The organism is Kitasatospora sp. NPDC023385 (assembly GCF_055664045.1).
The window spans coordinates 1-26,435 of the sequence record NZ_JBVOOL010000022.1 but is presented as its reverse complement, the minus strand read 5'-3'; the positions used below and the strand labels follow the sequence as shown (position 1 = coordinate 26,435).

At 74.7% G+C, this 26,435-nt stretch carries 27 protein-coding genes and 1 pseudogene; 12 read left to right on the top strand and 16 right to left on the bottom strand.

Annotation, left to right across the window (positions count from 1 at the left end; genetic code table 11):
- Positions 1-147: 147 nt before the first annotated feature.
- Positions 148-582 (bottom strand): CBS domain-containing protein, encoded by a 435-nt coding sequence (locus AC0B61_RS28160; protein WP_471743863.1) that lies wholly within the window; start codon positions 580-582, stop codon positions 148-150.
- A gap of 210 nt (positions 583-792) precedes the next feature.
- Between AC0B61_RS28160 and AC0B61_RS28155 the strand changes: the two genes are divergently transcribed.
- The 5 genes and pseudogenes from AC0B61_RS28155 (at position 793) to AC0B61_RS28135 (ending at position 4,470) form a co-directional block, all read left to right on the top strand.
- On the top strand, positions 793-1,713 hold the full coding sequence (locus tag AC0B61_RS28155) for a helix-turn-helix domain-containing protein (RefSeq protein ID WP_471743861.1): 921 nt from the start codon (positions 793-795) through the stop codon (positions 1,711-1,713).
- Positions 1,714-1,743: 30 nt separating this feature from the next.
- Entirely contained in the window at positions 1,744-2,169 is a 426-nt protein-coding gene (locus AC0B61_RS28150; RefSeq protein WP_471743859.1) for a VOC family protein, read from the top strand.
- Positions 2,170-2,173: 4 nt separating this feature from the next.
- A complete protein-coding gene (locus AC0B61_RS28145; RefSeq protein ID WP_471743857.1) occupies positions 2,174-2,521 on the top strand; it encodes an MmcQ/YjbR family DNA-binding protein in 348 nt (115 codons plus the stop codon).
- A 98-nt stretch (positions 2,522-2,619) separates the two neighbouring features.
- A pseudogene (ligD, locus tag AC0B61_RS28140) lies at positions 2,620-3,498 on the top strand (non-homologous end-joining DNA ligase); the annotation flags it as partial.
- A 93-nt stretch (positions 3,499-3,591) separates the two neighbouring features.
- Positions 3,592-4,470 (top strand): ATP-dependent DNA ligase, encoded by an 879-nt coding sequence (locus tag AC0B61_RS28135; RefSeq protein ID WP_471744007.1) that lies wholly within the window; start codon positions 3,592-3,594, stop codon positions 4,468-4,470.
- A 33-nt stretch (positions 4,471-4,503) separates the two neighbouring features.
- Here the strand turns inward: AC0B61_RS28135 and AC0B61_RS28130 are convergent, their stop codons facing one another.
- The 7 genes from AC0B61_RS28130 to AC0B61_RS28100 all read right to left on the bottom strand — a co-directional run bounded on the left by AC0B61_RS28130 (position 4,504) and on the right by AC0B61_RS28100 (position 9,389).
- The gene (locus AC0B61_RS28130) at positions 4,504-5,088 is read right to left on the bottom strand and encodes a type 1 glutamine amidotransferase domain-containing protein (RefSeq protein WP_471743855.1); all 585 of its coding nucleotides are present in this window, start codon (positions 5,086-5,088) and stop codon (positions 4,504-4,506) included.
- An 11-nt stretch (positions 5,089-5,099) separates the two neighbouring features.
- Positions 5,100-5,399: a PRC-barrel domain containing protein gene (locus AC0B61_RS28125; RefSeq protein ID WP_471743853.1), complete on the bottom strand. Its 300-nt coding sequence runs from the start codon at positions 5,397-5,399 to the stop codon at positions 5,100-5,102.
- A gap of 4 nt (positions 5,400-5,403) precedes the next feature.
- Positions 5,404-5,811 (bottom strand): hypothetical protein, encoded by a 408-nt coding sequence (locus AC0B61_RS28120; RefSeq protein ID WP_471743851.1) that lies wholly within the window; start codon positions 5,809-5,811, stop codon positions 5,404-5,406.
- Between the two features lie 66 nt (positions 5,812-5,877).
- Complete coding sequence (locus tag AC0B61_RS28115; protein WP_471743849.1) at positions 5,878-6,321, bottom strand: HAD family hydrolase; 444 nt, start codon at positions 6,319-6,321, stop codon at positions 5,878-5,880.
- 151 nt (positions 6,322-6,472) lie between these two features.
- A complete protein-coding gene (locus AC0B61_RS28110) occupies positions 6,473-7,114 on the bottom strand; it encodes a GNAT family N-acetyltransferase (RefSeq protein WP_471743847.1) in 642 nt (213 codons plus the stop codon).
- A gap of 157 nt (positions 7,115-7,271) precedes the next feature.
- Entirely contained in the window at positions 7,272-7,946 is a 675-nt protein-coding gene (locus AC0B61_RS28105; RefSeq protein WP_471743845.1) for a TNT domain-containing protein, read from the bottom strand.
- A 159-nt stretch (positions 7,947-8,105) separates the two neighbouring features.
- Complete coding sequence (locus AC0B61_RS28100; protein ID WP_471743843.1) at positions 8,106-9,389, bottom strand: geranylgeranyl reductase family protein; 1,284 nt, start codon at positions 9,387-9,389, stop codon at positions 8,106-8,108.
- A 688-nt stretch (positions 9,390-10,077) separates the two neighbouring features.
- Here AC0B61_RS28100 and AC0B61_RS28095 point away from each other — a divergent pair.
- Positions 10,078-10,308, top strand: coding sequence for an LPXTG cell wall anchor domain-containing protein (locus AC0B61_RS28095; protein WP_471743841.1), 231 nt, complete (start codon positions 10,078-10,080; stop codon positions 10,306-10,308).
- A 381-nt stretch (positions 10,309-10,689) separates the two neighbouring features.
- Here the strand turns inward: AC0B61_RS28095 and AC0B61_RS28090 are convergent, their stop codons facing one another.
- From AC0B61_RS28090 to AC0B61_RS28080, 3 genes are all read right to left on the bottom strand, one after another.
- On the bottom strand, positions 10,690-11,790 hold the full coding sequence (locus AC0B61_RS28090; protein WP_471743839.1) for a calcium:cation antiporter: 1,101 nt from the start codon (positions 11,788-11,790) through the stop codon (positions 10,690-10,692).
- Positions 11,791-11,880: 90 nt separating this feature from the next.
- On the bottom strand, positions 11,881-13,446 hold the full coding sequence (locus AC0B61_RS28085; RefSeq protein WP_471743837.1) for a protein kinase domain-containing protein: 1,566 nt from the start codon (positions 13,444-13,446) through the stop codon (positions 11,881-11,883).
- A complete protein-coding gene (locus AC0B61_RS28080) occupies positions 13,443-14,204 on the bottom strand; it encodes a serine/threonine protein kinase (RefSeq protein WP_471743835.1) in 762 nt (253 codons plus the stop codon). Before AC0B61_RS28080 ends, AC0B61_RS28085 begins: the two co-directional genes overlap by 4 nt.
- A 321-nt stretch (positions 14,205-14,525) precedes the next feature.
- Here AC0B61_RS28080 and AC0B61_RS28075 point away from each other — a divergent pair, with 321 nt between their 5' ends.
- Together AC0B61_RS28075 and AC0B61_RS28070 are read left to right on the top strand one after the other, a co-directional pair.
- Positions 14,526-14,933 carry a hypothetical protein gene (locus AC0B61_RS28075; protein ID WP_471743833.1) on the top strand — a complete coding sequence of 136 codons (408 nt, stop codon included), beginning with the start codon at positions 14,526-14,528 and terminating at the stop codon, positions 14,931-14,933.
- 284 nt (positions 14,934-15,217) lie between these two features.
- Positions 15,218-16,000, top strand: a complete 783-nt coding sequence (locus AC0B61_RS28070; protein WP_471743832.1) for a glucosamine-6-phosphate deaminase — start codon at positions 15,218-15,220, stop codon at positions 15,998-16,000.
- A gap of 110 nt (positions 16,001-16,110) precedes the next feature.
- Here the strand turns inward: AC0B61_RS28070 and AC0B61_RS28065 are convergent, their stop codons facing one another.
- Together AC0B61_RS28065 and AC0B61_RS28060 are read right to left on the bottom strand one after the other, a co-directional pair.
- Positions 16,111-17,241, bottom strand: coding sequence for an aminotransferase class I/II-fold pyridoxal phosphate-dependent enzyme (locus AC0B61_RS28065; RefSeq protein WP_471743831.1), 1,131 nt, complete (start codon positions 17,239-17,241; stop codon positions 16,111-16,113).
- A 222-nt stretch (positions 17,242-17,463) separates the two neighbouring features.
- The gene (locus AC0B61_RS28060) at positions 17,464-19,074 is read right to left on the bottom strand and encodes a YVTN family beta-propeller repeat protein (protein ID WP_471743829.1); all 1,611 of its coding nucleotides are present in this window, start codon (positions 19,072-19,074) and stop codon (positions 17,464-17,466) included.
- 330 nt (positions 19,075-19,404) lie between these two features.
- On the opposite strand from AC0B61_RS28060, the gene AC0B61_RS28055 reads away from it, so the two are divergent.
- Positions 19,405-19,848 (top strand): RrF2 family transcriptional regulator, encoded by a 444-nt coding sequence (locus AC0B61_RS28055; protein ID WP_471743827.1) that lies wholly within the window; start codon positions 19,405-19,407, stop codon positions 19,846-19,848.
- 108 nt (positions 19,849-19,956) lie between these two features.
- Positions 19,957-21,138: a globin domain-containing protein gene (locus AC0B61_RS28050; protein WP_471743825.1), complete on the top strand. Its 1,182-nt coding sequence runs from the start codon at positions 19,957-19,959 to the stop codon at positions 21,136-21,138.
- Positions 21,139-21,172: 34 nt separating this feature from the next.
- Here AC0B61_RS28050 and ddaH read toward each other — a convergent pair whose 3' ends face one another.
- Both ddaH and AC0B61_RS28040 read right to left on the bottom strand, forming a co-directional pair.
- A complete protein-coding gene (ddaH, locus tag AC0B61_RS28045; RefSeq protein WP_471743823.1) occupies positions 21,173-21,994 on the bottom strand; it encodes a dimethylargininase in 822 nt (273 codons plus the stop codon).
- Between the two features lie 266 nt (positions 21,995-22,260).
- A complete protein-coding gene (locus tag AC0B61_RS28040) occupies positions 22,261-23,223 on the bottom strand; it encodes an MBL fold metallo-hydrolase (protein ID WP_471743821.1) in 963 nt (320 codons plus the stop codon).
- Positions 23,224-23,440: 217 nt separating this feature from the next.
- On the opposite strand from AC0B61_RS28040, the gene AC0B61_RS28035 reads away from it, so the two are divergent.
- A complete protein-coding gene (locus AC0B61_RS28035) occupies positions 23,441-24,223 on the top strand; it encodes an SGNH/GDSL hydrolase family protein (protein WP_471743819.1) in 783 nt (260 codons plus the stop codon).
- Positions 24,224-24,257: 34 nt separating this feature from the next.
- Here the strand turns inward: AC0B61_RS28035 and AC0B61_RS28030 are convergent, their stop codons facing one another.
- A complete protein-coding gene (locus tag AC0B61_RS28030; RefSeq protein ID WP_471743817.1) occupies positions 24,258-24,680 on the bottom strand; it encodes a ribosomal maturation YjgA family protein in 423 nt (140 codons plus the stop codon).
- Positions 24,681-24,874: 194 nt separating this feature from the next.
- Between AC0B61_RS28030 and AC0B61_RS28025 the strand changes: the two genes are divergently transcribed.
- Positions 24,875-26,344, top strand: coding sequence for a DUF2252 domain-containing protein (locus AC0B61_RS28025; protein ID WP_471743815.1), 1,470 nt, complete (start codon positions 24,875-24,877; stop codon positions 26,342-26,344).
- The last annotated feature ends 91 nt before the right edge of the window (positions 26,345-26,435 follow it).

The following is a 26,435-nucleotide window of genomic DNA, read 5'->3' as shown; positions in this document are numbered from 1 at the left end:
CGCTCGCCGAGCCGTCCTCGTGCGCATTTGTACAAGACGCGCGACGGCCCCGTCCGGCACCTTCTAAGGGCCCGGCCGGTACGAGGGGACCGGCCGGTCACGGGTGCGGACGGGGCCTGGCTCAGGTCGGGTTCCGACCGGGCCCGGTCACTGCTTCAGGTAGACGCTGTCCATGAAGTCGATGATCTGCTGGTCCGTCAGCCGCTGGCCGTCGCGGTGGCCCATCGCCAGGTCGGCCTCGCTGATCATGCCGACCAGCCGCTCCCCGTCGATCACCGGGATGCGCCGGATCTGGTGCTGCTCCATCTTGCGCAGCACCGTCTCCATGCTGTCCTCGGCGCGCACGCAGTGCAGGTGGCCGGCCAGCTCCATGGCCGTCATCGAGGCCGGGTCCTTGCCCTCGGCGATACACCTCAGCACGATGTCGCGATCGGTGATGATGCCCTTCAGCTTCTGGTCGTCGCCGCAGATCGGCAGCGCGCCAACGCTCTTGTCGCGCATCATCTTCGCGGCCTCGGCCAGCGTCTGGTGGGCGCCGATGCACTGGGCGCCGGTGTGCATGATGTCTCGGGCGGTGGTCACGGGGTCTCCTTCGTCGGTGATTCCCCCCGGTCTCCCCCCGGCGGTGCTCCCCCGGGCGCCCGGCAGGGCACGGACGGGGTGACCGCGCCCTCACCATAAGCAACACCGCGCCCGTCCGCGACCGCGCCGGGGACCGCCCACGACCACCCCGCCGCCGCACCCCGCCGCCCAGCCCGCGGCCACGCCCGCCGGGCCTCCGATACTGGAAGGATGACCACGCACGCCCGACCGGACACCGCAGCGGACGCCGCAGCCGACCCCGCAGCGCCCCTCGACGAGGCCGTCCGGGCCCGGCCCGCGACCGCGCTGCGCCCGTACGTCGCCCGGTACTCCGGCTACCGGCAGCGAGGCCTCGCGCCCGCCGTGCACCGCGGCCTGCCCTCCCCGTACCTGACCTTGATCCTCACCCTGGACGAACCGCTGGTGATCGCCGCGCACCCCGACCCCGCGCAGCCGCCCGGCAGCTACCCGACGCTGCTCGGCGGCCTGCACACCGCGCCCGCGCTGATCACCCACGAGGGCGCGCAGTCCGGGGTGCAGGTCGCCGTGCACCCGCTCGCCGCCCGGGCGCTGTTCGGGCTGCCCGCCGGGGAGTTGGCCGGCGTGGACGTACCCGCCGAGGAGGTGCTCGGGCGGCTGGGCCCGCGACTGCGGGAGCGGCTGCGCGCCGCCCGCAGCTGGGACGAGCGGTTCGCCGCGCTGGACGGGGCGCTGCTGGGGGCCGTCAGGCCGTCCGGTCAGGTGCCGCCGGAGGTCGGCCGGGCCTGGCGGGAGCTGCGGCGCAGCGGGGGCGGTCTGCCGGTGGCGGCGCTGGCCCGGGAAAGCGGCTGGAGCGCCCGGCACCTGCAGGAGCGGTTCCGCCGGGAGACCGGGCTTACGCCGAAGGCCGCCGCCCGGGTGATGCGCTTCGACCGGGCCCGTCATCTGCTGGCCGCTTCCGCCCCGCCGGCCCGCCTGGCGGAACTGGCCGTGCGCTGCGGGTACTTCGACCAGGCGCATCTGGCCCGCGAGTTCCGGGCGCTGGCGGGGGTGGCGCCGAGCGCGTGGCTGGCGGCGGAGGGGCCGGAGGACGCGAAGTTCCGAAACGTCCAAGGCGGGGCGGTCGGGGCGGCCGCAGAGTGGGAGTCGTAGCACCCCAGCCGATCCCGAGGAGAGAGAGCCATGGACGCCACCGAGACCCCCGCCCCGCAGGTCTGGCCCAGTCTGCGCGCCACCGACGCCCGGGGCCTGATCCGCTTCCTGGTCGAGGCCTTCGGCTTCCAGGAGGTCGTCACCTACGGTGAGGGCGAGCTCGTGGCCCACGCCGAGCTGGCCTGGCCCGAGGGCGGCGGTGTGATGCTCGGCTCGGACCGCGGGACGCCCGACGGCGCCGAGCCCTGGCCGGGTCGCCCGGGCGGCTTCACCGCGTACGTGGTCACCGCCGACCCGGACGCCGTGCACGCCCGCGCGGTGGCCGCCGGGGCCCGGATCACCACCGCGCCCCACGACACGGACTACGGCTCGCGCGACTTCGCCGCCGCCGACCCGGAGGGCAACCGCTGGTACTTCGGCACCTACCCGGGCGCGCCCCGCCCGGCCGTGGGGTGACGCGGTGCCCACGCCGGTGAGCAGGCTGCGCGCGCTGTGCCTGGCGCTGCCGGACGTCGAGGAACGGGTCAGCCACGGGGAACCGAGCTGGTTCGCGGGCTCCGGCCGCCGCGCCCGGATGTTCGCCATGCTCGCCGACCACCACCACGACGACCGCCTCGGCTTCTGGTGCGCGGCGCCCGGCGGCGCGCAGGAACGCCTGCTGGGCGAGGACCCCGACCGCTACTTCCGGCCGCCGTACGTGGGCCACCGGGGGTGGCTGGGCGTCTACCTGGACGGCCCGGCCCCGGACTGGACCAGGATCGCGGACCTGGTCGCGGACGCCCACGCACTGGTCGGCGCGGGGCGGTAGCCGCCCGCCGCACCGTCCCGGCACCCGGGGCGGTGACCGCCGAACCGGGGCAGACTGACGTGCGGGGGGCACCCCACCGGAGGCTTCGGAGGCGGCCCATGCCGCAGATGACGGTGGACGGGCGCACCCTCGCCCTCTCCCACCTCGACAAGGTGTACTACCCGCGCACCGGCACCCTCAAGGGCGAGGTGCTGCGCTACTACGCCGCCGTCCACACCGCTCTGCTCCCCCACCTGCGCGACCGCCCGGTCTCCTTCCTGCGCTGCCCGGACGGCGTCGAGGCGGAGGTGTTCGTCGCCAAGAACCCGCCGCCCGGCACCCCGGACTGGGTGCGCACCGTCGAGGTGCCGAGCAACCGCGGCGAACTGCGCCAGCTGGTGCTCGACGACGGCGCGGCACTGCTCACGGTCGCCAACCTGGGCTGCCTGGAGCTGCACGTCCCGCAGTGGCACGCCGCCGCGCCCGCCGTCGCCGACCGGCTGGTCCTGGACCTCGACCCGGGCGAGGGCGCGGACATCCTCACCTGCCGGGCGGTCGCGCTGCTGCTGCGCGAACGGCTCGCGGCCGACGGTCTCACCGCCTGGGTGAAGACCTCCGGCTCGAAGGGCCTGCACCTGCTGGTCCCGATCGAGCCCACGCCCAGCACCCGGGTCTCCGCCTACGCGAAGGCACTGGCCGCCGCCCTGGAGGTCGAGCACCCGGAGCTGGTCGTGCACACCATGGCCAAGGCCCGGCGCCGCGGCCGGGTGCTGGTCGACTGGTCGCAGAACAACGCCAAGAAGACCACCGCCGCGCCCTACACCCTGCGGGCCCGGCCCCAACCGACGGTCTCCACCCCGCTGTCCTGGGCCGAGCTGGAACGGGCCGGCGGCGAGCCGGACCTGGCCTTCACCCTCGCCGAGGTCCCCGACCGGCTGGCCGCCCACGGCGACCTGTTCGCCCCGCTGCTGGATCCGGAGCAGGCCCGGCCGCTGCCGCCCGCCCCTTCGGGGACGTCACGCCAACAGCCGGAGCAGCGGACACGGCAGCCCCAGGAGGGCCGGGAGCCGCGGCCGGAGCAGTCGCGCCAGGTGCTGCACCCGCCCGTCGAGGTGGTGCGCCCCGCCGCCGTCACCGCCGTACCGCCCGCCGACGGCCTCGGCGGCGGGGGCGTGCAGTACGAGCTGAAGCTGGACGGCTTCCGCTGCGTGGCCTTCGCCCGCGGCGACCGCCCGCCGTTCCTGCAGTCCCGCACCGGCCGCGACCTCGCCCCCGAGTTCCCGCCGATCGCCGCCGCCGTCGCCCGGCTCCCCGAGGGGCTGGTCCTGGACGGCGAACTGGTCGCCTGGCGCGGCGGCCGGTTCGCCTTCGGCGAGCTGCTGCGCACCCGCCAGGCCCGCGCCGCCGCCCCGGACGTCGCACTCGGCCTGATCGTCTTCGACCTGCTGGCCCTGCCCGGCCGCGACGTCCGCCGGCTGCCGCTCACCGACCGCCGCCGACTGCTGCTCGCCGCCCTGGCCGACGTCCCGCCGCCGATCCAGCCCGTGCTGGCCACCACCGACCGGGCGGAGGCCCTGGAGTGGATGGCGCAGCTCGCCGACACCGGGGTGGAGGGCCTGGTCTGCAAGGCCGCCGCGTCCCCCTACCGTCCGCGCGGAGCCGGCCGCATCTGGGTCAAGTACCGCCGCAGCGACACCCTCGACGCCACCGTCCGCGCCGTCACCGGCCCGGCCTCCCGCCCGCACGCGCTGATCCTCGGACTGGACGACGGCCGCGTCTTCCTGACCACCCCGCGGCTCACCGCCGTGCAGGCCCGCGAGGTCGCCGAGGTCGTCGGCCCCCTCCTCGGCCCGGCCACCACCGACCCGGACCACGGCCCGGTCCACCCCCTCACCGGCCCGCTGCGCGCCGAACTCACCCTCACCGGGCGGCCGCCCACCGCCACCTTCGTCCGGTTGCGGGGCGACTGACGCCGGTACACCGCGACGGCCGACGGCCCACCGTCACTTCCGCCGCTTCGCCGCCGCGTGGGCGAACTCCGTCACCAGGGCGTCCTCGAAGAGCGGCAGGTCGTCCGGTTTGCGGCTGGTGACGAGCGAGCCCGGGCCGTCCCGGCAGATGTGGACCGGTTCGTCGACCCAGTGGGCGCCGGCGTTGACCAGGTCGGTGCGCAGACTCGGCCAGGAGGTGAGGGTGCGGCCCCGGACGGCGTCGGCCTCGATGAGGGTCCAGGGGCCGTGGCAGATCGCCGCGGCCGGGCGGCCGGAGGCGCAGGTGGCGTGCACGAAGGCGACCGCCGCCCGGTCCAGGCGCAGGTCGTCGGGATTGGCGACGCCGCCGGGCAGGACCAGGCCGTCGTAGGCCGACGGGTCCGCCTCGGCGACCAGGCCGTCCACGGCGAAGGTGTCGCCGGGGTCGCGGTGCCGCACGGCCTGGACCCGCCCCTCGGCGGTGGACAGCAGGCGCGGGGTGCCGCCGGCCTCGGCGACGGCCTGCCAGGGCGAGGTCAGTTCGATCTGCTCGACGCCGTACGGGGCGACCAGGAAGGCGATCGTCCGGTCGGTGAGTGTGGTGGAGGGCCAGCCCATGACTCGTCTCCTCACCTCTGGTGGGGGGCGGTCAGGTCGACCGCGGCGGGCGGGGCGGAACTGAGCCTGGCCCTCGGGCAGTCGAGGTGGACGGCCAGCACCAGGTGGTCGACGCGGGCGACCAGGCCGACCGGGACGACCACCCGGGTGCCCGGCACCCAGGACTCGGCGTCGACCAGCAGATGGTCCCCGGTGTCCTGCTCGACCCGGCCGACCGGGCCGTCGGTGGCCAGCACCTCGTACCCGACCAGGCCGGGGTCGGCGGCGGGGTGGGACGAGCCGGGGCGGTACTCCCACAGTTCGGTGCTCATCGCCTCACGCCTCCGGCCGGTCCCAGGGCCGCCGTTCCCGGCGCTCGCGCTGCTCCTCCGGCTGGGCCGGACGGCCCCGGCGGTCGCGGGAGGTGCTCCGGCGGCGCAGCAGCTCGGCGGTGGCGACCGCGGCCGCCACCGAGGCCGCCCAGACCACCCCGAGCGCGGTCAGCACAGCCGTGGTCGGGGTCCGGACGCCCACGCCGAGGCAGATCGCGGTCATGACCAGGGCGGTCACCACCACCCCGGCCGAGAGCCGGCGTCCGACCGCGCGGAGCACGCCACGCACCCGGCCGGCCCGTTTGGCGCCCATCGTGCTCAGTTTCCGGTCGAGCCGTGTGTCCTGGCGCAGATCGGACTCGATCTCCTCAAGGAGTCGCCGCTCCCATCCGCTCAAAGCGGGGCCGTCCATCTCGGTCACCTCCGACACTTCCGGTGACGTGCTCGCACCCGGGCGGTTTCCCGGTACGGGCCGGCGCTAACCGTTCCGGGGCGCGCCCGTTGCGGCGTCCACGGGTCCGAAGGCCCGGGGGCGGGCGAGCAGGCTGTCGTCCAGGACGCGCAGCAGGGCGGCGGCGTCGCGGTGGACTTCGGCCGCTCCCGCCGCCCGCAGCTCAGGGCCGGCGTCGCCGCCGGTCTCCAGGGCGACGCACGGCACCCCGACCCGCCGCGCCGCCCGCACCTCGCGCACACTGCCGGCCACGGCCACGGCGTGCGAGGGCCCGCCGTCCACCAGCTCCAGCGCGGCCCGCAGCGGTTCGCCGCCGGGCTCGGCCACGGTCAGCGCCGGCGCCCCGCCGGGGGCGGGGCCGGTCAGGACGACCGTCCAGCCGCGGGCGGCGCACTCGCGCAGCAGTTCGGCACCGCCGGGCAGTCCGGGCCGCCAGTCGGTACCGAAGAGAGCCGCCGAGATCACCGTCATGGCCACCGCTTCCCGTCCGCAGGCCACGCGCCGTGCGCGCCCTTCCAGGTTAGGCCGCTCCCCCGTCCTGCGCGCTGCCTGGCCGGCCGCGGAGGGGCGGGTGCGGAGGCGTGGGCGCGGAGGCGTGGGCGCGCGCGGGTCCGCTACGGGGTCAGGCGGGCCCGGCCGGGGCGGCGAACGGGTCCGAGGCCAGCCGGGCGTGCAGGTGCTCGTCCTGGTAGTCGCGCCCCGCGAAGCGCCACGAGGCGCGCAGGGTGCCCTCGTACGGGAAGCCGGCGCGGTCCGCGACCCGGCAGGAGCGGTCGTTGCCGACGGCGTGGAACAGCTCGATGCGGCGGGCGTCGGCGGTCTCGACGGCCCAGCGCGTGGCGGCGGTGGTGGCGCGGGTGGCCAGGCCGCGGCCGCGGGCGGCGGCGAGCAGCCAGTAGCCGACCATGGCCGCGGCCTGGTTGCTCCACCGCAGGAAGGCGTTGCCGAGGAGGGTGCCGCCGGCGGCGTCGGTGACGGCGAAGGCGGCCATGGTGCCGTCGTCCCAGTGGGCGTCGCAGCGGTCCAGATAGGCCTCGGCGGCTTCCTGATCGGTGGTGCTCAGCGGGTTCCAGCGGGCGATGTCCGGGTCCGTCGCCGCGGCGACGAGGGCGGGGACGACGCCGCCGGGCACGTCGAGGCTGCGCCCCCAGGGGCGCAGCAGGGCGTCGCCGAGGTCGAGGACGGCGGGGCGGAAGACGCGGCGGTCGGCGGCGGTGGCGGCGGTGGCGGTGGCGGCGGCGGCGGCGGTTTCGCTGGTGGTCATCCGGCCTTCCTACCTCCCGCTCCCGCGGGCCGCCAGCGGATAATCCGCTCCGACCGGCCCGCCCGAGTGCCCGGCCGCCGACGGCGGGCTGCGAACGCGGCGTCCGGGGCCCGAATGGGCACCGGACGCTGTTGCGGAGGCGAAGACGGAGACGGGGTCAGATCCGGGCGAGGTACCCGTTGTCGACCAGCCACATCACGTTGAGCTTCGCGGGGCTGCCGGACACCAGGGCCCCGTCCAGCTGGTACTGCAGGCCCCAGCCGGGCTGGTTGAACCACGGCGCGATCGGGCCGGCGTGCACCTTGAACGCCTTGACCACCTTGTAGTCGTGGTAGTTGCAGCCGGCCGGCGGGTTGCCGTCCAGGCTCTGCGGCGGAATCGCGCGGTCGGCGTAGGGCAGGCCCTCGGGGGCGAGGAAGGCGCCGTACTCGCTGCCGTAGCGGTCGATGTTCTGGTTGGGGTAGAGCGTGAGGTCGAACTCGATGGGGCTGCCGTCGGGCAGGGTGACGTAGCCGTCGGCGGGCGGGTAGATCCAGCCGCCCTTGCCGCCGTTGGCAGCCGGGTCGTAGTACTTCGCCAGGAAGTCCCGGTCGCTCGCACCGCCGGTGCGCTGGTACCCGGCGAGCTGGCGGCCGACCGGACCGGTGGTCGGGAGGTCCTGCGGGCCGAGTCGGGCGTCGTCATGGAAGAAGGCCGCGGAGCACTGGTCGGACGGGGTGGCCGCCCGTCCTCCGGCGGTGGCCGTGTCGGCGGCCGCGGCCGGGATGCTCGGGGCGAGCAGGGCGGCGGCTGCGGCGAGGGGCGCGACGAACAGGCGAAGGCGAAGGCGCACGGTGTCTCCGTCGTTGGGGGTGTCATGCGGAGGGGAACTTCGGTCACCCTCCGTGTCCGGACGGCACCAGGCAAGCGGATCTGCTGATCATTCGTCAACATGACGAGGCTACTGGCGTGTCGGATTCCCCGGTTCGGCCACCGCCCACCACCGACCGGGTCACCGTCCCGGGGCGACCCTCCCGACCAGGTGGAGCAGCCGGTCGAGGGCGTCCTTGGAGTTGGGCTCGGTCAGGTTGACCATCAGCCGGAACGCCACCTTCAGCAGCGCCGGGTGGCCGAGTCCGACGGCCCCGGCGGCGCCGAGCAGCCGGGGGCGGCCGAGCAGGTCGGCGGCCAGCCGGCCGAGTGCGAAGTAGCCGGCGTAGGCGGAGCGCAGGGCCTGCGGGTAGCCGCGCAGGGCGAGTTCGCGGCCGCGGTCGGTGCGGCGGGCGAGGGCCTGGACGATGGTCTCGGCGGCGTAGCGGCCGGATTCCATCGCGTAGGCGATGCCCTCGCCGGTGCCCGGGCTGACCGTGCCGCCGGCGTCGCCGATCAGCAACAGGCCGTCCGCGTAGTGCGGTTGGCGGTTGAGGCCCATCGGGAGGGCGGCGCCGCGGATCGGTTCGGTGACGCCGTCGGGGGTGTAGCCGTACCCGGGCGGCAGGTCGTCGCACCAGCGGCGCAGCAGGTCCCGCCAGTCCACGTCGGCCTTGGCGGTGTCGAGGACGCCGAGGCCGACGTTGGCGGTGCCGTCACCCATGCCGAACACCCAGGCGTAGCCGGGCAGTAGGCGCCGGGCCGGGTCGTCGGGGTGGCGCAGGTCGAGCCAGGCCTCCAGGTAGCGGTCCTCGTGGCGCGGGGTGGTGAAGTAGGTGCGGTAGGCGACGCCCATCGCGCGGTCGGTACGGCGGTAGCGCTTCATCGCGACGGACAGCCGGGTGGAGTTGCCGTCGGCGGCGACCACGATCGGGGCCCGGTAGGTGGCCGGCCGGCGTTCCTCGCCCAGTTTGGCGGTGACCCCGGTGATCCGGCCGGTCCGCTCGTCCACCAACGGGCCTGCCACGTTGGCGCGTTCGACCAGCCGGGCGCCGACGGAGGCGGCCTTCCGCGCGAGCAGCTGGTCGAAGTCGGCGCGGCGGCGGACCAGTCCGTAGCTTGGGAACGCGGAGAGCTCGGGCCAGTCGAACTCCAGCGAGCGCCGCCCGGAGATCAGCCGCAGGCCCCGGTTGTGCAGCCAGCCGGCCTCCTCGGAGACGTCGATGCCGAGGTCCGTCAGCTGCTTGACGACGCGCGGGGTGAGGCCGTCGCCGCAGACCTTCTCGCGGGGGAAGACCGACTTCTCCAGCAACAGGACGTCCAGGCCGGTCCGGGCGAGGTGGGCGGCGGCGGTGGAACCGGCCGGGCCGGCCCCGACCACGATGACGTCGGCGCTCTCCTCGGCGGTCTGCTCTGGGCCGGGCATCGCACTCTCCCACGGGGTCGGATCGGCTGCGCGCGCAACGGGATCTGCGGACTGGGTGTACCGGGCGTACTGGGGGGTTTCCAGACGGACGATATTGAACCCTGGTGCCCGGCCGCCGCCCCGACACGCAGGCCGCCGCCGGGGAGCGGTCAATACCGGCCACCTCGACCCTGCGGGTTCACCCGCCGAGCGAGGGCGCCGAGTTCACCGCCGTCGGTGGTCGTACCGGCCGGAACGCACACGAAACCATGACAACCGGGTGATCGGATCGTTACAACGGACTAGTCGGAAAATCCGTGCACGGCGCTGCATTTCGGCCAAACCTCCCTTGCGTCACGTGAGGCTCTGCGGGACCTTTTGTGCCCCTCCCGTCGTACGGCACCGGCTCCCACCGAACGGCCGACCAGAGGCTGCCTCCCGCCGCGCAGGCGCGTCCCGGTCGCGTACGGCGGCCTCCCGGTTGACGGCCACGGCCACGTCCGCACCGAGGACATCCACCTGCCGGACGGCCACTACAAGCTGTACTGGCAGTCCGTCGAGCTGGTCGGCGGCGAAGTGCCGAAGGACACGAAGCTCAACGACCCCAAGCACAAGGTCTTCAAGGTCGACTGCGGCGGCCAGGTCCCGGCCCCGACCGGCAAGCCCTCGCCGAGCGGGCCCGGGCCCGTCGAACCCGCCGACCGCCACCGTGCCGGGACACACCCCGACCACCGACACCCAGGTCAACCCGGACGAGCCGCTGCCCCTGCCCGCCAAGGTCAGCGTCCCCACCCCGATCCCGGGGGCCGCCTCGGACGGCAAGAAGCTGGCCAGCACCGGTAGCGACGCCACCCTGCTGTACGCGGGCGCCGGCACCGCCCTGCTGGTCGCGGGCGCAGGCACGGTGGTCTACACCCGCCGTCGCCGCACCTCCTCCTGAGGCACCTGGCCCGGCCGGGTCACTGACCCCGCCCCGGGCGCCCGCCGCGGCTGAGCCGCGGCACCACCGAGCCCCTGGATCCGCGAGCAGCTGCAGGTCCAGGGGCTCCCTGCCGTACCACGGCGCCCGTGTCCCGAGGGGTCACGGCCGACGGCGCCGTCGTCGACGAGGGCCCCCGACCACGGGGGTGGATCGGCGGCCCTCATTCAGGTCTACGGGCGGCCCGCCGTCCCGGGTTCACCACCGGCACCACGAACCTCACCAGACCCGTGCGCCCCGCCACGGCCCCGGCAAGCCCCTGGCCCCGGGAACGCCGGAAGCCCCTGGCCTCACGGGGGAACGGGCCAGGGGCTTCCACCCGGGACTACGGCTGACCGGCCGTCACGGGTTCACCGCCAGCACCACGTACCCCGCCAGCACCGCCAGGTGCAACGCGCCCTGCAGAGGAGTCGCCCGGCGCGGGATGACCGTGAGGATGCCCAGCACGATCGTCAGGGTCAGCAGCACCATGTGCGCCGGGCCCAGGCCGAGGACGAGCGGGCCGGACAGCCAGCTGGAGGCGATCGCGACCGCCGGGATGGTGAGGCCGATGCTGGCGAGCGCCGAGCCCAGGGCCAGGTTGAGGCTGGTCTGCACCCGGTTGCGGGCGGCCGCGCGCAGCGCCGCGATGGTCTCGGGCAGCAGCACCATCAGGGCGATCACCACGCCGACGACGGCGTGCGGGAGGCCGGCGTCGTCCACGGCCTTCTCGATGGTCGGCGAGACGCCCTTGGCCAGGCCGACCACCGAGACGAGCGCGACGGCGAGCAGCAGCAGGCTGACCCCGGCGGCCCGGACGGTGGGCGGGGCGGCGTGGTCCTTCTCGTCCAGGACCCGGCCCTCGGGGCTGACGGCCAGGAAGTAGTCGCGGTGCCGGACGGTCTGGGTGGCCACGAACAGTCCGTAGACGAGAAGCGAGGCGGTGGCCGCGTAGGTCAGCTGGGTGGTCGAGAACTGCGGGCCCGGCGAGCTGGTGGTGAAGGTCGGCAGCACCAGGCTGAGGGTCGCCAGGGTGGCGATGCAGGCGAGCGCGGCGCCGGTGCCCTCGGCGTTGAAGACGGCGGTGCGGTACTTGACGGCGGTGACCAGGATGGACAGGCCGAGGATGCCGTTGCAGGTGATCATCACGGCGGCGAAGACGGTGTCCCGGGCCAGGGTCGAGGACTTCTCGCCGCCGTCCGCCATCAGGGTCACGATCAGCGCGACCTCGATCACGGTGACCGCGATCGCGAGCACCAGCGATCCGAACGGCTCCCCCGACCAGTGCGCGATGACCTCGGCGTGGTGCACGGCGGACAGCACCGCCGCCACCAGGAAGCAGGCGACCACGCCCACCACCCAGCCGGGCAGGTCCTTGTGCCAGGTCAGGACGAGGACGACGAACGACAGCACCGGGACGACGACGGTCCATTGCGCGGCCACCGCGCGGAGCTTCGTGATCATGCCGCCGAGGATCCCAGACCGGGGGCCCGTCACTCGGGTGCCCGCGCCGGATACGGAGGCATGCGGCATAACTCCTTCCGGTTCGTGCCGTCATCCGCCGTAGTCGGAGAGGTACCGGATCACCTTGTCGACATGGGGACGGACGCGCTCCGGGACGCCGCCGGCCGCCTCCACGGTCTTGTCGCTGGTCCGGTAGGCGGCCGTGACCAGGGCGGGCAGGTCGCTGGTGAAGCCGGCGTGCTTGAGCTGCTGGTCGAGCCAGCACACGTAGTTGCCCATCGCGGCGATCGCGTCGCCCGGGTCCAGGTAGGACTTGGGGCCGGCGTGGCTGGCCGCCTTCGCCCAGGCCTCGAACACCGCGGGCGTCCACATGGCGATCCCGTACTCGCCGGTCTCCGGGTGGGCGGCGGCCGGGTCGAAGCCGCTCTCGGCCTTGAGCATGGCGGCCAGCAGCGCCGGTGTGACCTCCCGCTCGGGGCAGCGCCGCGCGGCGTCCTCGATCATGCCCCGGTAGGCGACCGGGACGTCCGAGCCGGCCGGGATCGCGCCGGGCAGCGGGGGCGCGGCGCGGTGGCCCGTCGACCCGGCGGGCTCGGGTGCTCCGGTCAGCGCGAGGACGGCGAGCGCGCCGGCGAGCAGGCCCGCGCCGGCCCGGACGGCGGCGCGGCGGCGCCGGGCCGGTCGGGCGGTGGCCCGGGCGACCAGGGCGGCGAGGTCGACGCGGGCCCGCTCCTCCCGCCCGGGGGCCAGGCAGGCGGCGACCACGGCCCGCCAGCGCGCCGGCAGCGCCTCGTCCAACCGCAGGGGCGCCGCGCCGCGCGCGTACGCCTGGGCGGCCAGCGAGCGGGCGCGGGCGGTAGCGCCCAGGAAGGGGTGCAGGCCGCCGGTGAGCAGCTGGTGGGTGATCACGCCGAAGGCCCAGACGTCGGCGCTGGGGCGCACGGCGATGCCGCGCGCGCCGGTGCGCTGGGACCACCACTCGGGCGGGACGTGGTCGGGCGAGCCGAGCGGCGGGGCGTAGGCGTGGGTGCCCTCCAGCTCGGCGGTGAGGCCGAAATCGGCGATCTTGGCGGTGCCGTCGGCCATCAGGAGGATATTGGCCGGTTTCAGGTCCCCGTGCACCCAGCCGGCCCGGTGCATGTGGGTCAGCCCGGCGCAGACGCCGGTGAGGATCCGCTCGGCGCCGGGCACCGCCGTGCCGGGGCGGGCGTCGGCCAGGACGTCCTGCAGGCTGCGGGCGGCACGCTCCATCACCAGGGCGACGGCGCCGTCCAGTTCGGGGCGGTCCGGGTCCTCGACGGTGACCACGGCGAGGGTGCGGATCAGGTGGGGGTGGTCGGCGCGGCGGCTGAACCGCTCCTCGCTGCGGGCCATCCGGGCGACGGTCCGGCGCTGGCCGGGGCTGAACCGGGCGGGGCCGAGGATCTTCACGGCCGCGGGGGTGCCGTCCGGGCCCTCGGCGGCGTGGACGCGGCCCCAGGCGCCCGCGCCGAGGAAGGCGCCGGTGCGGTAGCCGGCGATCAGGTAGCCGTCGGAAAGGTCGAACGACGGGTCGAACGACGGGTCGAGGGACCGGTCGACGGGCAGATCGGCGGACGGCGGGCCGTCCGGTGGCCACTCCCCCGGCGGCGGCGGATCGGGCCGGGCGGCCCTCACGGCCGCGCGGCCGGGCGCCGGGGCGGGAGCAGGGCCAGGTGCTCCTCCCGGACGAGGTCGAACTTCAGCGCCAGCGCGGCGAGTTCCTCGCGCTTGCCGCCGCCCGGGCCGTCCTCGTACGGCTCGCGCAGCCGCAGTTTCGTCTCCACCAGGTAGTCGATGTGGTAGTTCACCGCCGAGCGGGTCAGCCCCCGGCAGGCCGGCAGGGCGCGCAGCCGGGCCAGGACCTCGGTGACGCCGGGGACGGCCGCGGCGGAGGGCGAGCGCAGTCGGGGCTCGCAGAGCGCCAGCAGCACCAGGAAGTACTTGGCGGTCGGGTCGAGGGCGAACGGGCTGACGGTGTGCTCGCCGTCGGCGCCGCCCGGCCGGCCGTCCAGGTAGGCGTGCTGCGGGGCGAAGACCTTGAAGGAGGCGGGTTCGCCGAGGGCGGGCAGCAGCACCCGGGAGAGTTCGAACGGCACCGGCGCGCCGAGCCGGCCGGGCGCCACTTTGATGTGCTCGCCCGCCCCTTCCAGGTTCTCCACGACATAGGTGGCGGAGGTGCTGAAGTTGGACAGCCGCCAGTAGTCCTCGGCCGCGACGACCTCGCCCGCGCGACGGGAGACGCCCTGGTCGGCCAGCGGGACGGCGACCGGCCGCCCGGGCTCGCCGCGCCCGAACACCGCGACCTCACCCGGGCCCATCCGCAGCAGGCCGGGCGCTGCGCCGGGCGCCATCTCGGGCGCCGGACCGGGAAGTTGCACGATGACCGTGTCCACGCAGCCACCTCCGTGGGATCGGGTCGATGGTATCCGTCCGGTTCGCCGCGGTGTCCATCCGCCACCCGGACGAGTGAAGGAACACCGCCAACTCCGCCGACCCCGCCGAAATCGCCGGCATCGCCAACCCGGCCGGCCGGCGCCGGAGTCGGCCGTCACGGACGTGAGGTGTCCGGGCGCCGAACAGTCGGCGAATCGTTGCAGTATGTAGTTGAACAGTCACCATCAGTGTGACGCAACGCACACCACACGACGTCCACAATGTGTGCAAGACTCATCTCAGAGAGTGAGATCCCCTTAAATTCCAAGGAGGTTCATACCATGCGCACTCGGATCGCAGCTGTGATGATGACGGTGGCAGGGATCGCAGGCCTCACGGCCGGCCCGGCCATGGCCGCCACGGCCACATCCGAGCCCGGCACCGGGGCCTGCGCCACGGTGCTCAACCGGCCCTGCATCTCGCAGCAGGCCGACGGCGAGGGCATCGTCGGCGTCGCCCAGGTCGTCGCCGATCCCGCCCAGTTGACGATCGTGAAGGTCGAGGTCCGCACCCAGGCCGCCTGGGGCAGCCCGTGGGAGACCGTCGCCTCGGCCACCACCGTGCGGCGCGGCTCGGCCAAGGCCGTCACCCCGCGCGTCGTCACCGGCGACCTGCGCATCGTCTGCGCCACCGCCGGCCCGGCGCTGGACGCGGCCAAGCAGGTCACCACCTGTACCAACCCGTTCTGATCGCAGCGGTAGTCGCAGCATCACACGGCAGGACGAGCCGGGGCCTCGGCCCCGCTCGGGGCCGACCGCCGGGATCCCCGTTCCCGGCGGTCGGCCCGTCGGCATTCGGCGCCACGGGGCGAGGGGCGCCGGGAGGACCCCGTCAGCCCCCGCCCGACGGAAGAACGGGAGGTGGGGACCGCTCGCACCGGCTCCCGGGTGGACCTGGGGCACCCGTTCACGGCAAACTGGTCTAGACCTCGGAGGTCTAGACCTCAGCCGCGCCTCAGAACGGTGGACCCAGTATGGAAATCGTGATCGTCCCAGACGCCCCAGCGGCCGGCGAACTCATCGCCGCGGCGATCACCGATCTGCTGACCGGCAAGCCCGACGCCCTGCTCGGCGTGGCGACCGGCTCGACCCCGCTGCCGATCTACCAGGCCCTCGCCGCGCGGGTCCGCGACGGCCGGCTGGACGCCTCCCGGGCCCGCATCTGCCAGCTGGACGAGTACGTCGGCCTGCCCGCCGGCCACCCGGAGTCCTACCGCTCGGTGGTGCTGCGCGAGGTCGTGGAGCCGCTCGGCCTGACCGCCGACTCCTTCCTGGGCCCGGACGGCAACGCGACGGACATCGCCGCGGCGGCCACCGCCTACGACCGCGCGCTGGCCGAGGCCGGCGGGGTCGACCTCCAGCTGCTCGGCATCGGCACGGACGGCCACATCGGCTTCAACGAGCCCTGCTCCTCGCTCGCCTCCCGGACCCGGATCAAGACCCTGACACGGCAGACCCGGGAGGACAACGCGCGGTTCTTCGCCGGCATCGACGAGGTCCCGCACCACGTCATCACCCAGGGCATCGGCACCATCCTGGAGGCCCGCCACCTGGTGCTGCTGGCCACCGGCGAGGCCAAGGCCGACGCCGTCGCCCTGGCCGTCGAGGGCCCGCTGTCCGCGGTCGTCCCCGCCTCGGCGCTGCAGCTGCACCCGCACGCGACCGTGGTGGTCGACGAGGCCGCCGCCTCCCGCCTCAAGCTCGCCGCCTACTTCCGCGACACCTACGCGGCCAAGCCGGTCTGGCAGAAGCTCTGAGCACTCCCACGCGGCCGTGACGGCTGCGGCGGCAGCGCCGGTCTGACCGGCCGGGGCGCCGGCCACCGATCCCCGGTGGCCGGCGCGCCGTCGCACGGGCGGCCCCGGCGTCAGCGCTTGCGGAGCCAGTCGGCGAAGGTGTCCAGCGCCGGGCCCGGGTCGCGGCGGCCGACGCCGATGCGGAAGCGGTCGGTCGGTGTGGGCGTGAGCGCCGAACGGAAGGTGCTCGCGGGCAGCAGCAGGACGCCCGCCTGCTCGACCAGGCCCGTGCAGAAGTCCTCCACGCCGTCGGCGCCGAGGTAGCGCGGGTAGGCGACGCAGCCGCCGTCGGGGGCGCGCCACTCGAAGAGGTCGGCGAACCCGGCGAAGAAGGCGTCGAACTGCGGCAGGTTCTCCGCGATGATGCCGCGGTTGCGTTCCAGGATCCGCTCGCGGGCGGTGATCGCGATCCGGGCCAGCACCTCGCTCGGCGCCGAGTTGCAGATCGTGGCGTAGTGCTTGGCCCGCTCCAGGCGGGAGACCAACTCCCGGTCCCGGCAGGCGATCCAGCCGATCCGCAGCCCGGGCAGGCCGAGCGACTTCGAGGTGACGTTGAGCGAGAGGGCGCGCTCGGAGAGGTCGGCGGCCTGCGGCAGGGTGCGGGCCGGGTCGCGCTCCAGGCCGCGGTAGACCTCGTCCGAGAAGAGCCGGATGCCGCGCTCGTCGCAGAGTTCGGCGAGCCGGACGAAGTCGGCGGCGTCGATCACCGTGCCGGTCGGGTTGTTGGGGAAGTTGACCGACAGCACCCTGGTGTTCGGGCGCAGCGCCGCCTCGACCGCGTCGAGGTCCAGGGCCCAGTCCTGCCGCTCGTCCAGCGCGACGCCGGTGACCTCGCACAGGGACAGCGGGATGGTCTCGGCGGACTGGTAGTTGGGGGTCACGACCACGGCGTGGTCGCCCGGTTCGAGCAGCACCCGCATGGCGAGGTTGAGCCCCTCCTGGGCGCCGCCGAAGCAGATCACGTCCTCCGCGTCGATCCGCTCGTAGGTGCCGGCGACCGCCCGGCGCAGCCCGGGGTCGCCGAGGGTCTCGGTGTAGCCGAGGGCGAGGGTGTCCCAGGCCTCGCGGTCCTCGGGGCCGGCCAGGGCGAGCAGTTCGCCCATCGTCATGGTCTGCGCGTCGGAGGCGGTGAGGTGGTGGCGGGCGGTGAACTCCCAACGTGCGAGGTGGGTCTCCAGCCGGAAGTCGGGGAGCTGGGGCATGGGCCTGTCCTTCCTGGGGCCTGCGGACCGGGTGCGCGAGGCTCGCAATCCTCGGCTTCGGCCGGAGGAGGACGCCAACCGCTCCGTCCGGTCGTGCTCGAAGAGCTCTGGACTGTACGTCCGGACCGGACACGTCGTCCAGAAGGACAGGACCACAGGACGAACGGCGTGGGCCCCGTCGGATCACTCCGACGGGGCCCGCGCAGCAGCTGTGTGCACGCGCTACTTGCAGGTGATCGACAGTCCGAGGACGGCGGAGCAGCTGCGGGTGTCCCGGCTGGTGGCGGGCGAGGGGTCGGCGGGCGCGCCGGCGGTGCGGGCCACGGTGACGTCCCAGCTGCGGAGCAGCGAGAGCAGGCCGAGGTGCACCGTGAAGTGCCGGGTGGTGCTCGCGCCCTTGGCGAGCGGGGCGGCCAGCGTGCAGGTGAGCTTCCCGGCGGCGACGGTGCAGTCGGTGGAGGTGGTGGTGAGCCCGCTGGGCAGGGCGGCGGCGACGGTGGCCGCGGTGATCGGGTCGGGGCCCTGGTCGGTGAGGGTGACCGTGTAGTCCACGCGGCTCGCGAACAGCTGGGTCACCGGGGTCGCGGTGAGCATGACGCCCAGGTGGGCGGCCGGCGCCGCGTAGGTGAAGCGGTCGGCGGCGACGGCCGCGCTGGTGCCGCCGGCCGTGGTGACCTGGACGTCCACCGGGCCGGTCACGGTGGTAGCCGGGGTGGTCGCGGTGCAGCTGGTCCTGGTGCAACTGAACGAGGTAGCCACGCCGGCCGCGCCGAAGGTGACGGCGGTGGCGCCGTTGAGGTCGGTGCCGGTGACGGTCACCGTGGTGCCGCCCGTCCCGGAGCCGCCGTTCGGGGTGACCGCGGTCACGGCCGGCACCGGCAGCGGGAAGGCCAGCAGCTGGACGGCGCCGCCGGTGAAGTCGGCGAGGTAGCCGTGCCGCCCGTCGGCGGCCAGCGCCAGGGTGTACGGACTGGCGCCCACCGGGACGGTCGCGGTGACCTTCCGGCTCGCGGTGTCCACCACGCTCAGCGTGTTGTCCGCGTAGTCGGACACGTACGCGGCCGAGCCGTCCGGCGAGAGGCTGACGGCGTACGGGCCGGAGCCGACCGGGACGGTGCCGAGGAGCGTGTTCGCCGCGGTGTCGATCACGGCGGCGGTGCTGTCGTCGCCGTCGGCCACCCAGAGGCTGCCGCCGTCCGGGCTGAGCGCGAGGCCGAAGGCGCTGTGGCCGACGGGGACGGTGGCGCTCACCGCGCTGCCCGCGGTGTCGACGACGTTCACCGCCTTGTCGCCGGAGGCCGCGACGTACAGCCGCTTGCCGTCCGCCGAGACGGCGAGCCCGTGCGGCTCGGCGCCGACGGGGACGGTCGCGGTGACCGTGGCGGTCGAGGTGTCCAGGACGCTCACGGTGTTCGACGCGGCGTTGCTCACGTAGGCGCGGGAGCCGTCCGGCGAGAGGACCAGGCCCCAGGGCTGGGAGCCGACCGGGACGGTCGAGGTCACCGTGCCGCTCGCGGTGTCCACGACGCTGACCGTGTTGTCCAGGTGGTGCGTCAGATACGCGCGGTGGCCCTCGGGTGAGAGGGCGACCGCGTACGAGCCGGTGCCGGCGGTGAAGCTGCGGGTCACCGTGTTGCTCGCGGTGTCCAGCACGCTGACGGTGCCGCTGCTCTGGCTGGTCACGTAGGCGTGGCCGCCGTCCGGTGCCAGGGCGACGCCCGCCGGGTAGGGCGCCACCGGCACCTGGGCCGTGACGGTCGGCGGTGGTGCGGCGGCCACGGCGGTGCCCGGCTGGGCCAGCAGTGCGGCCGTGGCCGCGGTTATCGCTGCCACCGCCGTCAGGGCGCGATGAGGGGATCGGCGTGTTCTCACGGATCGCTCCAAGTGGGTCGGCGGTCGGAGAGGTGCGGGCGGTGCAGGAGGTACCGGCGGTGCGGGCGGTGCAGGAGGTACCGGCGGTGCGGGCGGTACGGGTCGTACCGACGGGCCGGGCCCGGGGCCGCACGAAGCGTAGAAGGCAGCCTGACTTCCCGTCAGGGAGTGACCACTAATGTCGCCAACTGTTCAGATTCGACCGGTTCCCGGCGGCGGCCTCCGCACCAACGCGATCAGGTCCGGGCAGTAAATTGGTGTTTCAGACTCGCATTCGCTAGCGTTTCGACCGTGAGGCTGACCAAGAGCACCGACATCGCCCTCCGGATCGCCATGCGCCTGGCCGTCCTGGACGAGGGCGACCACCCGACCACCCGCGAGGTGGCCGACGCGGTCGGCGTGCCGTACACCCACGCGGCGAAGGTGGTCAGCCGCCTGCAGCACCTCGGCGTGGTGGAGGCTCGGCGCGGTCGCGGCGGCGGCCTGACGCTCACCTTCGCCGGGCGGACCGGCTCGCTCGGACTCCTAATGCGCGAGTTGGAAGGAGTCGGCGACGTGGTCGGCTGCGAGGACGACCCGCCGTGCCCACTACGGGCCGCGTGCCGGCTGCGCGGGGCGCTGCGCACCGCCCAGGAGGCGTTCTTCGCCGCGCTCGACCAGCTCTCCATCGACGATCTGGTGGCCGCCCCCACCGGGCCGGTCCTGCTCGGTCTCAGCGCCGGACCCATCGACTGACCACCCGCCGGTCACCCCTACCCCGGGCCGGGTGCTTCCACCGAGCCAAGCCCGGCCTTTAATACGCATCTCAGATACCAGTTACGAAACGAATGAGGAGCCCGACTGATGCTGTCCGCGAAGTCCGCCGAGGTCATCGAGGCCACCCTGCCCGCTGTGGGCGCCGCCATCGGCGACATCACCCCGCGCTTCTACGACCGGCTGTTCGCCGCCCACCCGGAACTGCTGCGCGACCTCTTCAACCGGGGCAACCAGGCCAACGGCACCCAGCGCGAGGCGCTGGCCGGCTCGATAGCCCACTTCGCCACCGCGCTGATCGCCCACCCGGACCGGCGCCCCGACGCGATGCTCGCGCGGATCGCCCACAAGCACGTCTCGGTCGGCATCGACACCGAGCAGTACCGGACCGTCCACGAGCACCTGTTCGCCGCCATCGTGGACGTGCTCGGCGAGGCCGTCACCCCCGAGGTCGCCGCCGCCTGGGACGAGGTCTACTGGCTGATGGCCAACGGACTGGTCGCCATCGAGGACCGGCTGCGCGCCGAGGTCGCCGCCGGCGGCGACCCGGCCGACCTGTGGCGCCCGTACACCGTGGTCACCCGCTACCAGGAGACCGAGACCGCCACCAGCTACCTCGTCCGCCCCGCCGACGGCCGCCCCGTCCCCGCCGCCCGCCCCGGCCAGTACGTGTCCGTGCGCACCGAACTGCCCGACGGCGCCCGGCAGATCCGCCAGTACAGCCTCTCCGGCGGCGCCGACGGCGCGCTGCGCTTCACCGTCAAGCGCGAGACCGGCGGCGAGGTCTCCGGCCACCTGCACGACCACCTGCGCACCGGCGACACCGTCGAACTGTCGCCCCCGCTGGGCGACCTCGTACTGGCCGACGGCGACGGCCCGCTCCTGCTCGCCTCCGCCGGCATCGGCAACACCCCGATGACCGCGATGCTCGACCACCTGGCCGCCACCGGCTCCACCCGCCGGATCGTCTCGGTGCACGGCGACCGCGACCAGCTCGGCCACGCCTTCCGCGCCGACCTGGAACAGCTGACCGCCAAGCTGCCGAACGCCACCGCCCACGTCTTCTACGAGCAGCCGCTCGGCGACTGGCCGGCCGAGCGCACCGGGCTGGTGGACCTCGCCACCGTCGAGGTCCCGGCCGGCGCCACCGCCTACCTCTGCGGCCCGCTGCCCTTCCTGCGTGCCGTCCGCGCACAGCTGCTGACGGCGGGCGTTCCGGCGGCGGACATCCACTACGAGGTGTTCGGCCCGGACCTCTGGCTCGGCGCCTGACTCCGGACGGCGTCGGCGGGGGACGCCGGCACGGCTACCTGAGCTCCAGGGTGCAGCACTTGGCCCCGCCGCCACCCTTCAGCAGCTCGGAGACGTCCACCGGGATCGGCTCGTAGCCGTGCTCGACGAGGCGGCCCGCCAGGTTCTTGGCAGTCTCCGGCAGCAGCACCCGGCGGCCGTCCGAGACCGCGTTGAGCCCGAACACCTCGGCGTCGGCGCGGTCGGCGAGGATCGCGTCCGGGTAGAGCCGGCGCAGCAGGGCCCGGCTGTCGGCGTCGAAGGCCTCCGGGTAGTACATGACGTGGTCGTCGGCGAGGACGGCTAACGCGGTGTCCAGGTGGTAGAAGCGCGGGTCGACCAGGTTCAGGCTGACCACCGGCACGCCGAACAGCTCGCCGGCCTCGGCGTGCGCGGCGCGCGAGGTGCGGAAGCCGGTGCCGGCGAGCACCCGGCGGCCCACTACCAGGTGGTCGCCCTCGCCCTCGTTGACGTGCCCGGCGCGGCGCACCTCCCGGTAGCCGCGTGCACCGAACCAGGCCTGGTAGGCGTCCGACTCGGCGGCGCGCTCCGGGTAGCGGAAGCTCGCCACCAGGGCCCGGCCGTCCAGCACGGTCGCGCCGTTGGCGGCGTAGACCATGTCGGGCAGGCCGGGTACCGGCTCGATCAGCTCGACGGTGTGGCCGAGGCGGCGGTAGGTCCGGTGGAGGCGTTCCCACTGGCGGAGCGCGAGGGCCGTGTCGGTGGGCTGGGCCGGGTCCATCCACGGGTTGATCGCGTAGTCGACCGTGAAGTGGGTCGGCCGGCACATCAGGTAGGTCCGTGGCCGGGCGGTGCGCTCCGGAGTCTGTGTGGGCATGGGTCGACCGTCCTTGGGTCGCGGGGGCCGGAGTCCCGCCGGTACGGAACACCGCTCTGTCGCAGAGGCGGCTGCCCCGGCGACGCCGTTCGCACACCCGCGCGAACGCCCCCGCTGGGCGCACGCCCCCCGCGCACCCGGCGCGAGCCCCGGCGCACGAGCTCTCCGCGCCGGTTGGCGGCGACGGTCCGGGCTCGGATTCCGGCCCCCGCGCGCGGCTCGTGGGCCGGCCCGGTCGGCCGGTGCGGCGCAGCCCGGCACGGCGGCTACCAGCGGACCGCCGTGAAGTCCACCGGCGCGGGCCGCAGCGCCGCGCAGCGAAGGGCGAGGGCGCGCAGCCGCCGGTCCGCCTCCTCGGCGGGCATTCGCCGCCGGTCCCCGTGACCGGGCAGCAGCCACTCGAAGCGGAGCACGCCCAGGCCGCGCTCCAGCGAGGCGGCCTGCTCCTCGATCGAGTACCAGGTGACGGCCTCCTGCACCTCCACATCCCCGGTGGTGCGCGACCAGTACAGGCTGTCGCCGCTGAAGCAGTACCGCTCGTCGGCGACGTACAGCACGCTGCCGAGGGTGTGGCCGGGGAAGGGGTGGGCGACCAGGCCGGGGGCGATCTCGACGGGCTCGGTGCCGCGCAGCACCTGGTCGGCGTCGGGGGCGGCGGCGAGGTCGCCCTCGTGGATCCACAGCCGGGCGCCCAGCCGGTCGGCGTACTCGCGGCCGTGCCGGGCGTGGTCGCGGTGGGTGAGCAGGATGTCGGTGACCGGGCCGAGCGTCGCGTAGCGGGCGGCGAGGGCCTCGCTGTAGCGCGGGGTGTCGATCATGACCCAGCCGGTGGGGCGGCGACAGAGGTAGGAGTTGGCGCCGGCGGTCAGCCGGGAGTTGTGGCCGAGCAGCAGCACCTCGTCGGTGAGGGCGAGTGGGAAGGGGTCGCCGGCCGGGTCGAGCCTGCCGGTGCCGGGCCGGATCGAGCGGGTGGGGCAGGCGTGGGCGGCGGCGCGCAGTTGGCGGCGCTCGGCGTCGTCCCGCGGCTGGCGGACCAGCTCGGAGCGGCCGGCGTGCTCGCGGACCAGGCCGGGCGCGAGTTGCCGCGCGACGTCGCAGTTGGTGCAGCGGTCGTCGATGGACCAGTTCTCGGACGGGTCGGAGCTCGTGGTGTCGTCGGGGCGCGTGGTGTCGTCGGGGCGCTGTGTTTCGTCGGAGCGCTGTGTTTCGTCGGAGCGCTTGGAAGCCATGGATGTCTCCCCCGGGAGGACGGCGGCCGGGGTGGCCGCTCCCTTCGAGCATCGGCCGGGCACGCCCAAAAGCGGTAGGGGGTGCGGTTCTTGTGCTTTGCGGACCACGGCGCTCTGAGCCGCCGGGCGGGCCGCCGAGGGTACGTGGTCCATCTCACGTGCCGCCAGGGTGACCTACGGTGGCGTAGGTCACTTGATTGGGTGAACTATCTCTTTCATGCCGAACCTCCAGGAGACCCTTGACCTCAGTTCCTACGCCGCCCTAGGGGACAGCTTCACCGAGGGTCTCAACGACCCCGGTGCCGGCGGCAGGTTCGCCGGGTGGGCCGACCGCCTGGCCGGGATGCTCGCCGACGGGCGTCCGCCGGGCACCTTCCGCTACGCCAACCTGGCGGTGCGCGGCCGACTGTTGGACCAGGTCGCGGCCGAGCAGGTGCCGCAGGTCCGCCGCCTCCAGCCCGACCTGGTCACCTTCTGCGCCGGCGGCAACGACATCCTGCGGCCGGGCAGCGACCCGGACGAGGTGGCCGAGCGCTTCGAGGCCGCCGTCGTCCGACTCACCGAGTCCGCCGGAACGGTGCTGATCTGCACCGGCTTCGACACCCGGGACGTGCCGCTGCTCAAGCACCTGCGGGGCAAGATCGCCACCTACAACGGGCACATGCGGGCCGTCGCCGACCGCAACGGCTGCAAGGTGGCCGACCTGTGGTCGCTGCGCGCGGTGCAGGACCGGCGCGCGTGGAGCGAGGACCGCCTGCACCTGTCCCCCGAGGGCCACCAGCGGGTCGCCCTGCTGGCCGCCCGCTCGCTGGGCCTGGCCACCGAGCACGACCCGGAGGCCCCCTGGCCGGACGCCCGCGTGCTCACTCCCGCCGACCAGCGGCGCGAGAACATCCAGTGGGCCCGCGAGCACCTGCTGCCCTGGGTCGGGCGGCGGCTGCGCGGAGAGTCCTCGGGCGACCACCTCGAGCCCAAGCGTCCGGACCTGCTGCCGCTCTGACGCATCGTCAGGCGAGCCCGGTCGGCCAGGCTGGTCAGGCCGGTCGGGCTGCTCGGCCGGGTGGTGCGGGACGGATGATCCGCACCACCCGGTGGAGCAGGACGGCACAGCCCGCGCCGACCAGGTACCAGAGCAGGTCCGGCGGGTCGAAGGTCGAGCCCAGCACGAGCCGGGCGAGCGCGCTGCTGCGGCCCCACGCGTCCGGCAGCCCGGTGGCCTGGAACAGCTCGACGGCCCAGCTGAGCCCGGCAGCCAGCGCGGCCGCGCCGATCGGGCGCACGCGCGGGGCGGCCAGCAGGACCAGGACGTACAGCAGCACGGTGTAGAGCGCGTCCCCCGCATCCTTGGCGACGTCGCCGTCCGCGACCGCGCGCACGCCCAGCCCGGCCGCCACCGTCACCACTGCTGCCGCCGCGGCCGGCAGACGGGCGTACAGGCTCCCCCGAAGATCATCCACCTGCCTCACGCTACCCCGGCGCCGCACGGCCTCCGCCCGCGCCCAGGCGCTCCCGTGGCTCCTGCCCGCGCACGAGTCGCACCCGCCCCGCCGGAACCACCGTGCGGCGCCGTACGTCACTCCCCCCGATGCACCATCCGCGCAGGTCGCGGGCGGGAGAGGACCGGAAGGGACGGGCGGGCGCGGTGGCGCGGATGACCGAGGCAGCGGACGGGGCGGAGCCGAGAGCGGCAGGGGGCCGGAGCGGACCGGTGCTCGTCGCGCAGCGGAGCGCGGGCGGCCCGGCCGCGCGGGCCCGGCGCGGGTTCGCGGTGGCCGGGTTCGCACCGGCGCAGGACGGGCGGGCCCGGGAGCGGGGCAAGGAGCTGCGCGGGCGGGTGCCCCGGGAGCGGCACGCGGAGTTCGCCGTCGCTCCCGGGCGGCCGACGGCCGTGGAGGCGATCGAGGCGTCGAACGCGGGCCGGATCGCCGCCCTGGTGCCGATCCGGGTGGGCCGGATGGCCGCCGGCCCGTTCGCGTTCCTGCGCGGTTCGGCCGGGCTGATGGCCGCCGACCTCGCGGGCACGCCGGTGACCGGGGTGGGCGCGCAGCTGTGCGGGGACGCGCACGCCGCCAACTTCGGCCTGTACGGCGACGCGCGCGGCCGACTCGTCATGGACATCAACGACTTCGACGAGACGGTGCACGGCCCGTGGGAGTGGGACCTCAAGCGGCTCGCCACCAGCCTGGTGCTGGCCGGCCGGCAGACCGGGGCGAGCGGGACGACCGCGCGGGAGGCCGCCGAGCAGGTGGCCGGCGCGTACCGCCGGACCATGCGAACGCTCGCCAAGCTGCCCGCGCTCGACGCCTGGAACGCCGTCGCCGACGAGCAGTTGGTCTCCTTCGCCGACGCGCACGACCTCGCCGACGTGCTGGACAAGGTGGGCGCCAAGGCGCTCGGCAACACCAGCGCCAGGTTCGCCGCCCGCAGCACCACCCGCACGGCGGACGGCGGTTGGCGCTTCACCGAGGCTCCCCCGGTGCTCACCGAGGTGTCCGACGCGACCGCCCGGACCGTCGCCCACGCGCTGGGCCCGTACGTGGCGACGCTGCCCGCCGAGGTGCGCACGCTGCTGTCCCGGTACCGGGTGCAGGACGTGGCGTTCCGCGTGGTGGGAACCGGCAGCGTGGGCACCCGCTCGTACGTGGTGCTGCTCACCGACCACCGGGACCAGCCGCTGGTGCTGCAGGTGAAGGAGGCCCGGCCGTCCGCGCTGCTGCCGTACCTGCCGGAGGCGGAGCGGGACGGGCACGAGGGCCGCCGGGTCGTGCTCGGCCAGAAGCACATGCAGGTGGTCAGCGACACCCTGCTGGGCTGGACGACGGTCGACGGACTCCCGTACCAGGTACGGCAGTTCCGCAACCGCAAGGGCAGCGTCGACCCGGCTGCGCTGCGGCCGGCGCAGCTGGACGACTACGCCCGGATCACCGGCGCGCTGCTGGCCAGGGCGCACGCGCACACCGCCGACCCGGGCCTGCTGGCCGGGTACTGCGGCAAGAGCGAGGCGCTGGACGAGGCGGTCGCGGCCTTCGCCGTCGCCTACGCGGACCGCACCGAGGCCGACCATGCCGATCTGCTCACGGCCGTGCGCCTCGGGCGGCTGCCCGCCGAACAGGGCGTCTAGAAGTTCACTGAAAATCAGGGGTTCTGGCCCCGCGTCACTCGGTGTGGGGTCAGACTGCTGGTGTGCTGGGACAGTGGGATGGGGAGTTGGT

What these genes read in the sequence shown, in the direction of transcription:
- AC0B61_RS28155 (WP_471743861.1), top strand. Translation starts at nt 793, where the DNA reads ATGACCACGCACGCCCGACCGGACACCGCAGCGGACGCCGCAGCCGAC.
- AC0B61_RS28150 (WP_471743859.1), top strand. Translation starts at nt 1,744, where the DNA reads ATGGACGCCACCGAGACCCCCGCCCCGCAGGTCTGGCCCAGTCTGCGC.
- AC0B61_RS28130 (WP_471743855.1), bottom strand. Translation starts at nt 5,088, where the DNA reads ATGGGCTGGCCCTCCACCACACTCACCGACCGGACGATCGCCTTCCTG.
- AC0B61_RS28125 (WP_471743853.1), bottom strand. Translation starts at nt 5,399, where the DNA reads ATGAGCACCGAACTGTGGGAGTACCGCCCCGGCTCGTCCCACCCCGCC.
- AC0B61_RS28120 (WP_471743851.1), bottom strand. Translation starts at nt 5,811, where the DNA reads ATGGACGGCCCCGCTTTGAGCGGATGGGAGCGGCGACTCCTTGAGGAG.
- AC0B61_RS28115 (WP_471743849.1), bottom strand. Translation starts at nt 6,321, where the DNA reads ATGACGGTGATCTCGGCGGCTCTCTTCGGTACCGACTGGCGGCCCGGA.
- AC0B61_RS28110 (WP_471743847.1), bottom strand. Translation starts at nt 7,114, where the DNA reads ATGACCACCAGCGAAACCGCCGCCGCCGCCGCCACCGCCACCGCCGCC.
- AC0B61_RS28100 (WP_471743843.1), bottom strand. Translation starts at nt 9,389, where the DNA reads ATGCCCGGCCCAGAGCAGACCGCCGAGGAGAGCGCCGACGTCATCGTG.
- AC0B61_RS28090 (WP_471743839.1), bottom strand. Translation starts at nt 11,790, where the DNA reads ATGATCACGAAGCTCCGCGCGGTGGCCGCGCAATGGACCGTCGTCGTC.
- AC0B61_RS28075 (WP_471743833.1), top strand. Translation starts at nt 14,526, where the DNA reads ATGCGCACTCGGATCGCAGCTGTGATGATGACGGTGGCAGGGATCGCA.
- AC0B61_RS28070 (WP_471743832.1), top strand. Translation starts at nt 15,218, where the DNA reads ATGGAAATCGTGATCGTCCCAGACGCCCCAGCGGCCGGCGAACTCATC.
- AC0B61_RS28065 (WP_471743831.1), bottom strand. Translation starts at nt 17,241, where the DNA reads ATGCCCCAGCTCCCCGACTTCCGGCTGGAGACCCACCTCGCACGTTGG.
- AC0B61_RS28050 (WP_471743825.1), top strand. Translation starts at nt 19,957, where the DNA reads ATGCTGTCCGCGAAGTCCGCCGAGGTCATCGAGGCCACCCTGCCCGCT.
- ddaH (WP_471743823.1), bottom strand. Translation starts at nt 21,994, where the DNA reads ATGCCCACACAGACTCCGGAGCGCACCGCCCGGCCACGGACCTACCTG.
- AC0B61_RS28040 (WP_471743821.1), bottom strand. Translation starts at nt 23,223, where the DNA reads ATGGCTTCCAAGCGCTCCGACGAAACACAGCGCTCCGACGAAACACAG.
- AC0B61_RS28035 (WP_471743819.1), top strand. Translation starts at nt 23,441, where the DNA reads ATGCCGAACCTCCAGGAGACCCTTGACCTCAGTTCCTACGCCGCCCTA.
- AC0B61_RS28025 (WP_471743815.1), top strand. Translation starts at nt 24,875, where the DNA reads ATGACCGAGGCAGCGGACGGGGCGGAGCCGAGAGCGGCAGGGGGCCGG.